Raw genomic sequence first — 12,561 nt, forward strand, 5'->3', positions numbered from 1 at the left:
CGTAGGATCTTTGCGGGCCGCCGCTGTGCCGCGGCATGCCAATGCGTTGCGGGTCAGCCGGTATGGCCCTTACCCAGCTGCGACAGGATTTCCTCGTTGTGCTCGCCGGCCCTGGGCAGCGGCCGGCGCACGCCAGGGCGGCGCCCGCCCATCAGCAGCGGCAGCAGCACCGTCGGCGTGGTCGAGCCATCGTCGGCCTGCATCGGCACCAGCCCGCCGCTGGCAAGCAGGTGCGGATCGTCGAGCAGCTGGTCCGGGCGCACGATCGGCGCGTACGGAATGCCGGCGGCTTCGAGCTTCGGCGCCAGTTCGTCGGAGCGATGGTGGCACAGGATCGCGCCCAGCTCTGCGAGCAATTGCGGGCGCACGGCCACGCGCGAGGTATTGGTGGCGTACTCGGGCTTGTTGAGAAGCTCCGGATGATCCAGCACCTGGCAAAGCGTAACGAACTGCTTGTCGCTGACCGCGCCGATAAAGAGCTGCTCGTCGCCGGCCAGCGTGAAGACGTCATACACACTCCATGCCGACACACGCGACGGCATCGGCGGCGGCGCCTCGCCGGTCATCGCAAACTGCTGCATATGCTGCGAGGCCAGGAACACGCAGTTCTCGAACAGCGCGCTCTGGATCTCCTGGCCGCGCCCGGTGCGGTCGCGCTCGCGCAGCGCGGCCAGCACGCCGATGGCGCCGAACATGCCGCCCATGATGTCGTTGACCGAGGTGCCGGCGCGCAGCGGCCGCCCGCGGGGACCGGTCATGTAGGACAGCCCGCCCATCATCTGCACCACCTCGTCCAGCGCCAGCCGGTTCTCGTAGGGCCCGGGCAGGAAACCCTTGTGCGATACGTAGATCAGGTGCGGGTAGTCGCGCGACAGCGTGGCATAGTCCAGGCCCAGTTTCTGCATCAGGCCGGGCCGGAAGTTCTCGAGCAGCACGTCGCTCTGGCCCGCCAGCTCGGCCGCGGCGACGCGCCCTTCGTCGGTGGTGATGTCCAGCACCACGCTCTTCTTGTTGCGGTTGAAGGCGCGGAAAAAGCCGATACCCAGGCCCGGCAGGTTGCGCGTCTTGTCGCCGCCGGGCGGCTCGACCTTGATCACCTCGGCGCCCAGGTCGGCCAGGATCATGCCGCAGGTTGGCCCCATCACCATATGCGTGAATTCGACCACGCGGATGCCGGCCAGCGGCAGGGCGTTGCTGTTGTCTTGGGTCATCTTGCGTCTCAGGCAGCGGCGCCAGCATGCTGGACCGGGAAAGTCTTGGGCAGGCCGGCGCGCCACAGCGTGCCGTGCAGGGTTTCGTCCTTGAGCCAGGCCGCCACGTCCTCGCGCAGCGCGAGCAGGCGGCCGATATCGATACCGGTGGCGATACCCATGCTGCCGAGCATGTAGGCCAGGTCTTCGGTGGTGACATTGCCGCTGGCGCCAGGCGCATGCGGGCAACCGCCGATGCCCGCCAGGCAGGCGTCGAAGCGCGTCACGCCGGCTTCCAGCGCCGCGTGGACGTTGGCGAGGCCGAGCCCGCGCGTATCGTGGAAATGGCCGCACCAGAAGCGCTCACCGGCGATATCGATGGCGCGCGTGAACAGTTCGCGCACCATGCGCGGATCGGCGTAGCCGACGGTATCGGCCAGGCTGACGCGGTCGGCGCCGGCGTCGAGCAGCGCCTGCATCAGGCGCAGCACTTCATCGGGATCGACATGGCCCTGCAGCGTGCAGCCAAAGGCCGTGCCGACTCCGCCCTCGATCAGCGTCTTCGCGCCGCTGGCATCGCGCGCGGCACGGATGCGCGCGACTTCCGCCACCACCTCATCCGGCGTCTTGCGCAGGTTGGCCAGGCTGTGCGCATGACTGGCCGACAGCGGCACGATCATCAGGTCGGCACCGCTGGCCAGCGCGTCCTGTGCACCACGCAGGTTGGGCACCAGCACCGAGACGAACAAACCCGGCAGCGTGCGCGCAAACACGACCAGCTGCGCGGTATCGGCGAGCTGGGGCAGCAGGTGCGCCGGCACGAACGAGCCCACCTCCAGCTCGCGCAGGCCGGCCGCATAGGCGCCGCGAATCCAGGCCTCTTTGCTGGCCGTGGGCAGGATGGTGCGAATGCTCTGCAGGCCATCGCGCAATCCGACTTCGCGGATGACTGCATGGCGGGGAAAGGGAACAGACATGATTCAGCGGCTTCCGGTTGCGCCCCGCCTTGGGGCGACGGGATAACTCTATGAGTTTCTGTTCGAGAGCTGAAGCGGTGATTCGTGCACGATAACATTCCGGATTGGAATGTCTTCTTGAAGACGCTTGGCACGGTTCAGGATTTCCCGGACGCATGATTGCGAGCAGCCAAACAGGCTTACCATTCCATTCTGGAAATGTAGCCCCCTCACGACGCCCCATGCGAGACCTCGACCTCACCACCCTGCGCCTGTTCGTCGCCGTCTGCGAAACCCGCAACATGGCGCGCGCGGGCGAGCAGGAGCACATCGTGGCGTCAGCCATCAGCAAGCGGCTGGCGCAACTGGAAGAGACGGTCGGCGCGACGCTGCTGGAGCGGCGCCGCCGCGGCGTGATCCCCACCGCTGCGGGCGAAATGGTGCTGGCGCATGCTCGCGCCATGCTGGCGGCGGCCGACCGCGTCGCGCGCGACATGGCCGACTACGGCGCTGGCATCCGCGGGCAGGTGCGGCTGCTGGCCACGGTGTCGTCGATGGCGGAATCGCTGCCGGACGATATCGCCGCCTTCCTGCAGCAACCGGCCAACCGCGACGTGCGCGTGACCATCGAGGAAAGCCTGAGCAGCGACGTGGTGCGCGCGCTGCGCGAGGGCTCGGCGCCGCTGGGCATCTGCTGGGACGCTGCCGACCTGGAAGGCTTCCAGACCCGGCCCTACCGCACCGACCACCTGGCGGCAGTGGTGCACGCCTCGCATCCGCTGGCGCAGGGCGCTGACTGCCGGTTCGAGGACACGCTGGACTACGACCATATCGGCATGCCCGCCCAGACCGCGGTGCAGACCATGCTGACGCGCTATGCGGCCATCCTCGGGCGCGGCATTGCGTACCGCGCGGTGGTGTCGACCTTCGACGCCGCGCTGCGCTGCGTGCGTGCCAGGCTCGGCATCACCATCATCCCGGCGGAGATTGCCACGCCGATCGCGCTCGCCTTCAGGCTGCGCGTGATCCCGCTGCGCAACGACTGGGCACGGCGCCGCTTCGCGATCTGCTTCCGCGACCTGGAACTACTGTCGCCGGCGGCGCGCCTGCTGGTGGCCTTCCTTGAGCAGACCGCGGCAGCGGAAGCCGCGGCCGCCCACGCGGATACCGCGCCAGCACGCAAGCCGCGGCGCAATCGGCAATAGCGCCGGCCCGGTGCGCAACTTCCTGTGCCATTCAAGGGTTAGCCCGAGGCAATTTCGCAAGCATATGTTGGAGGGCGGTGCGTAGACTGGCTTGCGTTTTTTGCCCCGGCCCAAGATGGTACAAGCCGGCCCCGGGCGATGGCTGACCCCGACCATGCGCGCCATGATGGCGCAGAAGCACCCAAATGAACTTCAACGGCAAGAACGTATTGATCACCGGCGCGCGCGGCAACCTGGGCCGCGCCGCGGCACAGGCCTTTGCGCAGGCAGGCGCGCGCGTGCTGCTGCTGGACCGGCATGCGGCCCCGCTGCCCGAAGCCGGCACCTGCCACCTGGCCTTGCAGGCAGACTTGCTGGATGCCGCCCAACTGGGCGAGGCCGTCGCGCAGGCCGTCCAGGCATGTGGACGCATCGACGTGGTGTGCAACCTCGCTGGCGGCTTTGCCATGGGCCCCGCCGTGCATGAGACCGATGCCGCCGCCTGGCAGCACCTGTTCGACATGAACGTGGGCACGGTGCTGAACATGGCGCGCGCCGTGGTGCCGCACATGCTGGCCGCCGGCGGCGGCGCCATCGTCAACGTGGGCGCCAACTCGGCCGCGTGCGGGCTGGCGCAGATGAGCGCCTATTGCGCCTCGAAGGACGCGCTGGCGCGCGTGACCGAATCGATGTCGGCCGAGCTGCGCGACCAGGGCATCCGCGTCAACGCGGTGCTGCCCAGCGTGCTCGACACACCGGAAAACCGCGAGGCCATGCCTGACGCCGATGCCACGCGCTGGGTCAGCCTGGATGCACTGGCCGATGTGATCCTGTTCCTCGCCTCCGACACAGCGCGCGCCGTGCAGGGCGCGCTGCTGCCGGTGGTCAACCGCGCCTGACGCGGGGCTTGCGCGCGGCGGGCCCGGCCGCGCTGATGGCGCTGGCCACGTCCTGGATCTGCTGGCGCAACCAGCGCCGCAGCCGGTCGGCATCGGTGCGCGCGTGCCAGATCTGCATCATGTCGACCTGGGGCAGCGCAAATGGGACCGGCAGCAGCACCAGGTCCGGATCGCGCGCCACCGCTTCCTGCGCAACCGAGCGCAGGCAGGTCAGCAGCAGCTCCGAGCCGCGCACCAGGCGGCTCGGAGCAAGAAAGCTCGACAACCCCGCGACCACCATGCGCTTGTGCCCCTGCCGGGCCAGCGCCCGGTCGACCACGCCGTTGAGGTCGCCGGTCAGCGTGGTCAGCAGGTGCTCGCACACCAGGAAGGCGTCGAGATCCAGCCCGTTGGCGATGCGCGGATTGGCGCGCGAGGCCAGCACCACAAAGTCCTCGCTGCATAGCCGCTGCTGGTGGAAGGTGTCAGGCAGGTTCTCGTAGAAACCCGCGATCGCCAGGTCGCAGGTGCCCTTCTCCAGTTCCTCGCGCGGCAGCTCGCCGCGCGTGTTGTGCGTAACCAGCACCACGCCCGGCGCCAGGCTGCGCAGCCGCGGCAGCAGTGCAGGCAGCAGCAACTGCTCCATGTAGTCGGTGGTATAGATGTGCAGGTGCTCGCTGCGCGCCAGGTAGTCGTGGCCGGCACAGGCGTCATAGAACGCGTCGAGGTCCCCGATCAGCCGCTGCACCTGCGGCGCCAGCGCATGCGCGCGCGGCGTCGGGGTCAGCCCGCGCGGCGCGCGCACAAACAGCGGATCGCCCAGCTCGTCACGCAGGCGGTTCAGCTTGTGGCTCAGCGCCGGCTGGCTCAGCGCCATGCGCGCGGCCGCGCGCGAGGCATTGCCCTCCTGGTACAGCACGTGAAACACGTACAGCAGGTTCAGGTCCTTGCTGCCGATATTCATTTTTTGGATAGCAGAGATCGAATAATAGAAGTTTTCGAATCATAGTCCGCCGCCTAGCATGTTGCCAGTGCCGCGGCATTTCGCGCCCGGCTGCCTGCGAACCGACATGGAGCTGAACAATGAACATCCTGATGGTGCTGACATCCCACGACCAACTGGGCAATACCGGCCACAAGACCGGCTTCTGGCTGGAGGAATTCGCCGCGCCCTACTACGTTTTCAAGGACGCCGGCGCCGACATCACGCTGGCCTCGCCCAAGGGCGGCCAGCCGCCGATCGACCCCAAGAGCGACGATCCCGGCGCCCAGACCGACGCCACCCGGCGCTTCCAGGGTGACGAAGCCGCCAAGGCCGCGCTGGCCAGCACGCTGACGCTGGACCAGGTGAAGGCGGACGACTTCGATGCGATCTTCTATCCGGGCGGCCACGGCCCGCTGTGGGACCTTGCCGAAGACAAGCGCTCGGTCGCGCTGATCGAGCAATTCGACCGCGCCGGCAAGCCGGTGGGAGCGGTATGCCACGCACCGGCTGTATTCCGCTATGCCAAGGGCGCGGACGGCGAACCGCTGGTCAAGGGCAAGGCAGTGACCGGCTTCACCAACAGCGAGGAAGAAGCGGTGCAGCTGACCAAGGTGGTGCCCTTCCTGGTGGAGGACATGCTCAAGGCCAACGGCGGGCGCTTCACGCGCGGCGAGGACTGGGCCAGCCATGTCGTGGTGGCGGGTCGGCTGGTGACGGGGCAGAATCCGGCGTCGTCGGAGGCGGCGGCGCAGGCGTTGTTGAAGATGTTGAAGTAAGGCATTCCAATCCTGCCGGCGTGCTGCCCCTACCTGCGCTGCGGCGGAGCGGCATGCGCCGGGGCCTGCGGCTCACGGGCAGCAAAAATCCGGCCAGGCAACACAAAGCCCCGCAGCGCCAGCATCTCTAACGGACCCTGGCCGATCTCGGTGCGCATCTGGTAGCGGATGGGATAGGTCATGTCCCCTGCAGCAGGCAGCTTCGCGGGGCGGGCCGCGAGGCTGTCCGGGTCCGCTGCGCCTTGGTCGGCCTTCAGGGCCATTGTGTCCGGGGTGGCCTGCCAGGTCAGGAGGTAGGTCGAACTGCTCAGGGGCTCGATATGCGCGCGCTCCAGCATTCGCACGAATCCCCAGCGACCACTGAACTCATAGCTCTTGTTGACCCCGGCCGTTTCAGTCTGCCACTGCAGACGAGTCCCCAAGTCTTGCGGGGAATTGCCCGGCCAGGTCATCGCCTGCCAGGTCTCGCGCTGGTTGTAGTAGTGCAGCTTCTGCCCGTCGACCGTCAGCAGCGTATCGGTCAGGCCCGGCGTCGGGACTGGCTGGAACTCGAAGCGGTATTCAGGCTGGCCTTGCGCCAGCAGGTGCGCCGCGATGCGCTGCAGGGTGTTGACCGCCTTGAGGAAGGCGGGATCAAAGGCCAGCGCCTGGCCACCGGTGGCCGCTGGCACCCATTGGTCGCCCTGCAATTCCAGGACCCCGGCCAGTTGTGTGCCAAGGAAGGCGCCGATCAGCCCGCTCTGCGGGCGCAGGAAGCGCGCCAGCTCGGGTAGCGAGGCATCGTCGGTGCTATCCGCGAACGGGCAGCGTCCCGCGAACGCGCGGCCCCACGTCATCACGATGCTCTGCCGCCACGCGTCGTTCAAGCTGGCCTGCGCGGGCTGCAGCACAGTCTGCGTCGCCTGAGCGATCGAGCGCACGAACAGCGTCTCGCCCATGCCAGCCCACTGGCTGCCAAGGCTGGCGGCCATCAACTGCGCGTAGGCTTGCGTGTCGGCCAGCTCCGAGCCCTTTCCCTGGAACAACGCCTGTGCCATCTGGCGAGCCTGCGCGTCGGCATCGGCGCTGTTGCTGACCTGCTGCAAGCGCAGGCGCAGCGCCGTGGCCCGGTCCAGGAAGCGTTGCAGACTCAGGTCTGTGTTGCCGCCGGGATTGGTGGATTGGCTCTGCCCCATCAAGCGCAGTACCGGTCCGAAGGCAGCGCCAAGTGGCCCCGGCGCATCCGGCCTGATCATGCCGGGTTCCGCCGACTTCCCAAGCAGGTTCTGTGCCTTCTCGACCAAGGTATCGGAAAGCGTCGCCTTGCGAGCCCCGGCGCCGCCCTGGTATTCCAGCGCCTTCATCAGCGCAATCACCGGCGACTGGCGCGCATCCGCCATCAGCTTGAGCTGATCGATGGCGGTCGGCAGCGTCGACGCAGGCTCCCATTGCAGGCTGTTCATGAAAGCCTGCCAGCGGTCCGCGTAGTCGGCAAAGTACTGTTCGGTCAGAGCCGCCTGCAAGGCCTCAGCGGTGCGACGTGTTGTCAGTTGCGCCGATGCGTCGTCATCGGTCAGCACCCAGTCGCTGGCAATTTCACTGCGCCTGGCAGCTGCCTCGATGGCGGGGGCGACATATCCCTCGTAAGCCTGGCGGGTGAACACAGCGGGCACGATGGCGGCGCTGCGCAGCAGTCCTCGTGGGTCGGTACCTGCGGCCAGCGATGCCAGGCTTTGATCGGGATATTTGCTACCGCCCTGCTCTCCGAACGCGGTGAGGATGCCCTGGTAGATGGTCTCCTCGGCGTTGCGTTGCCCGACTACCGCCAGCAGAGTCTGGCGCGCGCCGGCCACCAGTTCAGGTCGCGGTTCGATATGCCAGCCCGGGTTGGCCTTCAGGTGATTGGCATAGAACCTCAGCAAGCGTTCGGCCAGGTCCTGCCGCTCGCCAGGTGTGATCCGCGCGTCCGTGGACCATTGCTGTGCCAGTTGCGGGGCCAGGAAGGCCGCATCGGCGCGCTCAGGATTGGCGAGCATCAGGTAGGTCTTGAGTTCCTGGTGGCCGCCCAGCGCCCAGCGGCTGGTCTGCTCGTCCAGCGAATCGGTCCGCATCTGCGCGAGGTCCGTCAGCGACGCCTCCAGCGCTTCCCGGACCGGCGCGACCAGCAACTGGCGACTGGCCTGTGCGTATGGCTTCCACAGGGCGGCCAGAACCTCCGGATCGCGATTCAACCCGAAGCGGGTCAGCAACGGCGCGTGATGCTGCGTACGGTATTCAAATCGCTCGATCTGGTGCTGCAGCGCGAGCAGCGCCCTGAGGCGCGCGGCAGGATTGGAGGCCGTCCGCATGTCCTGAATCGTTTGCCGCGCAGCGTGCAGGTCTTGTGTATTGCGCAGGCCGGAAGCCAGCATGCCAGCGCCCCAAAGAGCGACCGATACCAGCGCAAGCACAGTGAGGATCGCAAGCGGATGCATCCCGATCCGGCGTGCGCGATAGCTTGCGGCACGCTCGCCAATCTCTCGCCAGGTCGCGAGTAACGTAGCCGGTAACATGCCAGACGCCTGGGACGCGTGGATTGCGCCGGCCAGGCTGGCCACTTCAGCCGAAGCATCCTCTGCGGGCACAGGTACCGGCATCGAAGGCGTGGCGAATACCGGAGCGAACATGACGCCGGCAAGCGGCGCACGCCGCCAGGCCGATGCATGCCACGGCGCCCACCGACTCACGATGCCAGCCCGTTGCTCGCCGATGTAAGCTGAGATTCTTGCGATGAAGGGTGAATTTCTGGGCTCACTACACCATTGCACGCCAAGAACAGCGGTGCGAGCCTCCAGCGATACCAACAGGTCATGCACGGTGTTGGCCACGTCGTCACGTGTGCGATGGCTGGCCTCATCCAGGAATGCGCCGATGGCCGTGAATTCCCCCGGGTGTGCGCCCTGCATCTTCACGGGGTGGACGAACATCACCGGCGCGGCCCAGCCCAGTTCCCCCTGGATCACCGCCAGGGCACGCAGCCCCTGTGTGTCCTGTGCATCCACAAGGCTCCCAGATACCAGTTGCACCATGGCATCGACCGGACAACGGTGGCGCAGCTTCCGTAGTTGCCGGAGCCATATGGCAGACTCGATGCCGGTGGGAGAGGCATGGAGGAGAATGGCTTCCTCCGAGCGGCACACGCCAGCTTGCTTCAGACCGGGGGCGACTTCGTCAATCGATGCATCATCGCTTCTGGATTGCCGGCTGGCTGATGTCGATATAGCCCTGTTTGCCCGTCTCGAAGGTCACCGCCACCCAGGTCTGTTGGGCAGCTGGCGGCAGTGTTGGGTGGACATTCAGGATCCGGCCGAAGCGGAGCAGCTCGTAGCCATCGCTTGGGCATTGTGGATAGAGCGCGGTAGCACGCTCATACATCTTGTACTCGTATCGGCGTAGGCATCCCGTACAGGCGCGGGAGTCAGGGGCGTGAGGGTTCCGTCCTTTTCAACCCAGGAGCGCGTGTAACGTTGCCCCTTGTGGAAATAGGCTTCAACGTACAGCTTGCTGCCGGTATCCAGCGTGCCCGACTGTAGTGATGGGAAATAGGCTGCTGCTGCGCCGATCGCAAGGGGTGGTGTGCTGACGAATGTCTGGCCACCCGGGATCACAAAGTAACTATGACCCCAGTAATCCTTTGACGCTGGCGTAGTAGGATTCTTGACTCCGAGTTGCACGGCATGGCCTGACTGATCAAACCATGCCTTGAAATCGCCCTCGGTCATGAAGATCTCGAAATGCAGGTGCCGATGAGCGTGGCGCACACCTGCGTAGCCCAATATGTCCTTGCGATAGACCTTAAGATTCTTGGGCACTTGCACGCCGTCGTTCGAACAGGACAACCATTTCGGGAGGACGGTGGACGTTCCTGTCTCGGGTGGATTGCTCGGCAATGGCCCGAGTGCATTTCGAATGCCGTCAAGATCCCTTAGCTGCATGTACAGCGAATAGAAGGTGATGGTCCGGCCTTCTCCCGTCTCAGTGGTGTGCCTGAGCAGCACAAAGCCGGTGTTCGAGTTCAGGCTATCGCTGCCATCGGTATTCTTTTTCCCGTCACCAATGGGCCTCTGACTGACCCGATAGGCAACGACCTCCCCGTCAGCAATCGCGCGCACGGGCTCGTCTTGAAATGCCGGTGCGAGATGCACACCACAATGCCAGCGGCGGTCAATTGCAATCGGGTAGACGCCATGATGGCCAAGTTCGTACTGGTCGACGAAATCCATCATCGGATCGGTCTTGGCCAGATCCTTGGATGTCAAACCTTCGGCCGGCAGGAAGGGAGGGCTGATGATCATGATTCAGTGCGACGATGGATACTGGTCGCTGCCCTGAAGGCGGCTGTCCGGCAGGTTCGGCAACGCATAGCTTTGCCCGTCCGGGCCTTCGAATGTGAATGACGCGGCTTTCACCTTGAAGGCTCCGGCGCAATGGAATGTGGCACTGTGCTTGTCGAAAATCAGGTGGACCCCGCTGCTGCCTATCACGACCTTCTTGGCGGCGTTGATGACTACCTCTTCGCTTGCGCTCGCGATATGTACCTGCTTGTTGGCAAACAAATCCAGCGCCCCGCTCTGCGCCTGGATTTCCACCTTGCCTTTCGCCGCGAACAGCTTGATGCCCAGCCTTGAGGCGAACAGCGACAGCGCGTCGCCGGCGGCGATGGCGATCTTCGCCAGCGCACTGACATGGAAGCCGGCCTTCGTGGCGACATTGACGTCCCGTCCCGCAGTAACCGATACGCGGTCCGGGGTGGCAAGGGCAATGCCATGGGGTGCGGTGAGCATCATGACGGCCTGCTTCAGCTCATTCACGCTGTTGCGCAGCCACGCGTTCTCGGCCTTCAGGTCAGCGATTTCGGCCTTGGACTGGCTGGCCGCGTTCGCCAGCGCCTGCGCCTGGGAGAGGACCGCGCGCATCTCTTGCATGGCCACAGTCATGTCGAGTTGCTGTCCGTTGGCTCGCTGTTGCGTCCATGCGGTGAGCAGCAAGCCTCGGCCCGCCCGCACGGCGCCCTGCGCATCGGTGCGCAGTTCGAAGCCTTCGCCGCGCTTTTTGTACTTGTCGTTGACCATATGGCCCAGGGTCAGCTGGCTCTTGCCCGAATGTTCGGTGGACAGCTTGACGTGCTCCTGGCCCTCCCAGTCATCCAGCTCGACCTCGTTGTCGCTCTGCGTGCGAATCACGTTGCGCGACAGCCAGCGGTCCTGATTCGTGATCAGGTCCCTGTGCTGACTGTTGTGCTGCACATGAGCGATGTACGGCTTGTTCGGATTGCCATCCCGGAAAGCGACGTCCACATAGGTGCCGTCGATCAGCGGGAAGTGGAAGCCCGTCTGCAATGCCCCGGCGAACGGCTTGGCGAGCGCTAGCGGCACGCTCTCGCCGCCATTCGGCCATTCATCGAAGTCCAGGTCGAAGCGGACGACGTAACGGCCCTCTTGCGTCAGGTACTTGTACTGGCCCGGCGACGTGATGCGCGCGCTCAGGGTGCCGGCCATTTGTCTTCTTCCAGCGGCAGCCGGTAGCGCCGGTCGGAGGGTATTGCCTTGTAGCTATTGCGATAGGCCTGATCACGCCCGCCGCTGTGGCTGACCTCGATGACGACCTGACCGTTAGGGGCTTCCGGAAGGGCTTCGTCCATGCGCAGGATGCGCGCGGGGCGCAGCGCCAGGACGTTGCTCTCGCCCTCAAAGAGACATTGGCTGGCAAGCACCGCCTCATGGCGCAACTGCGCCTCCCATTTCGCGCCGGCCTCGTCCAGATGGTGGGTGCCGAAGACATAGGGCTGGCCATAGGTCGTGCTGTCCTCGCGGGCAACGTTGGCCTCCTGTTTAAGTCGCTCCCACGCCAGATCCGGGTTGTAGTCCGCGACGCAGAATGATTGCGGCACGGTTTTCGCATGAACGCGGATGTCGAATACGGCTTCGACGCCGGCCTCCAGCCCGGCCGTCTCTCGATATGGCACGCGCAGTTCAGGCTGGTAGATGTAGTGATCGAAGTCGTCGCCGAATACGATCATCTCGCCGAACTTGCCGGGGATGAAATAGCAGTACAAGCCCTCCTGCCGCATCAGCAGCCGGACATAGTCCCAGTCTGTCATCTGATACTGGAGGCGTAGCTTGTGCTCCAGGTACCGCCGGCGCGTCCTGAAGACGAACTGATGGCCCTCGAGGCCATGCCGACGCAGGATCGCCTCAATGATCTGCGGAGCGGTCTTGTGCTGGTAGATCCGGCTTGCCTGGGTGAGCTCGAGCCGTGCCACGAGCGGCCTGAGCACGATTTCGTAGGCAATGAAATCACGGCTGCGCCGGATACGCGAAAACTCTGAAATCCAGCCAGCGAATTGGCGCGGCGCACTGCCGTCGCCCGCATCAATCACAAAGGTGCCGTTCCTGTTGAGGTACTCGGCGCGGTCCAGTGCCAGCGGGTGGGTCAGTTGGATGGTGACGCGATAGATACTATGAAGGGCCGCGAAGGTAAGCCCCTGGAGTAAAACGAAGATTCGCAGTCTCGTTTCTCGAAAGGAGCACGCAAATGAACATGCCTGACACAGCCCTTCAGGGGCAGAATACGA

The 12,561-nt window shown here is 65.5% G+C and carries 8 protein-coding genes and 1 pseudogene; 3 read left to right on the forward strand and 6 right to left on the reverse strand.

The features are described from left to right. Nucleotides 1-53: 53 nt before the first annotated feature. Both DN412_RS35300 and DN412_RS35305 read right to left on the reverse strand, forming a co-directional pair. Complete coding sequence (locus tag DN412_RS35300; RefSeq protein WP_115215796.1) at nt 54-1,211, reverse strand: CaiB/BaiF CoA transferase family protein; 1,158 nt, start codon at nt 1,209-1,211, stop codon at nt 54-56. A gap of 8 nt (nt 1,212-1,219) precedes the next feature. Further along, nucleotides 1,220-2,167 (reverse strand): hydroxymethylglutaryl-CoA lyase, encoded by a 948-nt coding sequence (locus DN412_RS35305; protein ID WP_115215797.1) that lies wholly within the window; start codon nt 2,165-2,167, stop codon nt 1,220-1,222. 221 nt (nt 2,168-2,388) lie between these two features. Between DN412_RS35305 and DN412_RS35310 the strand changes: the two genes are divergently transcribed. Both DN412_RS35310 and DN412_RS35315 read left to right on the forward strand, forming a co-directional pair. Beyond that, nucleotides 2,389-3,351, forward strand: coding sequence for a LysR family transcriptional regulator (locus DN412_RS35310; RefSeq protein WP_115215798.1), 963 nt, complete (start codon nt 2,389-2,391; stop codon nt 3,349-3,351). A 185-nt stretch (nt 3,352-3,536) separates the two neighbouring features. Further along, complete coding sequence (locus DN412_RS35315; protein WP_115215799.1) at nt 3,537-4,229, forward strand: SDR family NAD(P)-dependent oxidoreductase; 693 nt, start codon at nt 3,537-3,539, stop codon at nt 4,227-4,229. On the opposite strand, the gene DN412_RS35320 is transcribed toward DN412_RS35315, so the two are convergent. Further along, entirely contained in the window at nt 4,216-5,172 is a 957-nt protein-coding gene (locus DN412_RS35320; RefSeq protein WP_115215800.1) for a LysR family transcriptional regulator, read from the reverse strand. The genes DN412_RS35315 and DN412_RS35320 overlap by 14 nt on opposite strands. A 119-nt stretch (nt 5,173-5,291) precedes the next feature. Here DN412_RS35320 and DN412_RS35325 point away from each other — a divergent pair, with 119 nt between their 5' ends. Then, nucleotides 5,292-5,969, forward strand: coding sequence for a type 1 glutamine amidotransferase domain-containing protein (locus DN412_RS35325; protein WP_115215801.1), 678 nt, complete (start codon nt 5,292-5,294; stop codon nt 5,967-5,969). Between the two features lie 29 nt (nt 5,970-5,998). On the opposite strand, the gene DN412_RS35330 is transcribed toward DN412_RS35325, so the two are convergent. The 3 genes and pseudogenes from DN412_RS35330 to DN412_RS35340 all read right to left on the reverse strand — a co-directional run. Further along, nucleotides 5,999-8,989, reverse strand: a complete 2,991-nt coding sequence (locus DN412_RS35330; protein WP_244222932.1) for an ImcF-related family protein — start codon at nt 8,987-8,989, stop codon at nt 5,999-6,001. Nucleotides 8,990-9,283: 294 nt separating this feature from the next. Next, the gene (locus DN412_RS35335) at nt 9,284-10,282 is read right to left on the reverse strand and encodes a M23 family metallopeptidase (protein ID WP_115215803.1); all 999 of its coding nucleotides are present in this window, start codon (nt 10,280-10,282) and stop codon (nt 9,284-9,286) included. Between the two features lie 3 nt (nt 10,283-10,285). After that, nucleotides 10,286-12,441, reverse strand: a pseudogene (locus DN412_RS35340) (type VI secretion system Vgr family protein); the annotation flags it as partial. Nucleotides 12,442-12,561 lie beyond the last annotated feature (120 nt).

Origin of the sequence: Cupriavidus lacunae (assembly GCF_003353055.1) — a bacterium.
GTDB lineage: Bacteria > Pseudomonadota > Gammaproteobacteria > Burkholderiales > Burkholderiaceae > Cupriavidus > Cupriavidus lacunae.